Below are 1,186 nucleotides of genomic sequence, written 5' to 3'. Positions count from 1 at the left end.
GCCCGTTCGAGCTGACCTTGCACCGGATGATGACCACGCCCCACCTGGGCGATGGGCCGCATCCTGTCGTCGCTTCCGCTGCGCGCGAAGTGCTCAACAAGTCGGATAACGAGCGTTCCGGCGTGTTGAGCACCGCCATGTCGTTCCTCGGCCTGTACCGCGACCCCACGGTGGCCGAAGTCACGTCGCGCTGCGACTGGCGCATTGCCGACCTGATCGCGGCAGAGCATCCGGTGTCGCTGTACCTGGTGGTGCCGCCTTCGGACATATCGCGCACGAAGCCGCTCATCCGCCTGATCCTCAACCAGATCGGCCGGCGCCTCACCGAATCGCTCGATGGCTCCGACGGCATCGAGCGCCGCCACAAGCTGCTGCTGATGCTCGACGAGTTCCCGGCGCTGGGACGACTCGACTTTTTTGAGACGGCCTTGGCCTTCATGGCGGGCTACGGCATCCGCAGCTTCCTCATCGCGCAGTCGCTCAACCAGATCGACAAAGCCTACGGCCAGAACCATTCGATTCTGGACAACTGCCACGTCCGCGTGACGTTTGCGACGAACGACGAACGCACGGCCAAACGCATTTCCGAGACGCTGGGCACGGCCACCGAACTGCGCGCTCAGCGCAACTACGCAGGCCATCGGCTCGCGCCGTGGCTGGGCCACCTGATGGTGTCGCGGCAGGAGACGGCCCGCCCGCTGCTGACGCCGGGCGAAGTCATGCAGCTTCCGCCGGACGAAGCCGTGGTGATGGTGTCCAGCGTGGCGCCGATCAAGGCGAAGAAGTTGCGCTACTACGCGGACGCCAATTTCAAGCGCCGCGTGCTGCCGCCGCCCGCGCTTGCGGATGCGCAATACGCCGACGTGCCGCCGCTGCGCCCGGACGACTGGAGCGGGCTGGCCATTCCGCCAACGCCCGCCGCACCGGCCGCCGCATCCGCTAACGGCCTGGAGAGCTTGGCCGCCGACGACGGCGGCCCGCGCCGCCAGCCCGAGCTTTCGGAAGCCGTCGCCTACGCCCCCGAGCTGGCCGCGCCTGCGGCCGACCTCGCGCTGCTCGACGACGACGACCTGCCGCTTCCCCTTCCTCGCCAGCTTGATCCGGCCATGCAGCGCACGGCCCGGCTGGCTTCCCTCGACCCCAACGACGGAATCGAGCTATGAGCCACTACCGCCTCAACCTGTTC

1 protein-coding gene is annotated in these 1,186 nt (G+C 67.8%); it reads left to right on the top strand.

All coding sequences use genetic code 11. From position 1 onward, the window contains the following. Positions 1-1,163: type IV secretory system conjugative DNA transfer family protein (locus tag APY03_RS25675; RefSeq protein WP_157103461.1), on the top strand; the 1,163-nt coding region annotated here is incomplete at its 5' end. Between the last annotated feature and the right edge of the window lie 23 nt (positions 1,164-1,186).

It is taken from the genome of Variovorax sp. WDL1 (assembly GCF_001541225.1).
Classification (GTDB): domain Bacteria; phylum Pseudomonadota; class Gammaproteobacteria; order Burkholderiales; family Burkholderiaceae_C; genus Variovorax.
The sequence above is the reverse complement of the archived record's forward strand: the minus strand, read 5'-3'. Positions and strand labels throughout refer to the sequence as shown.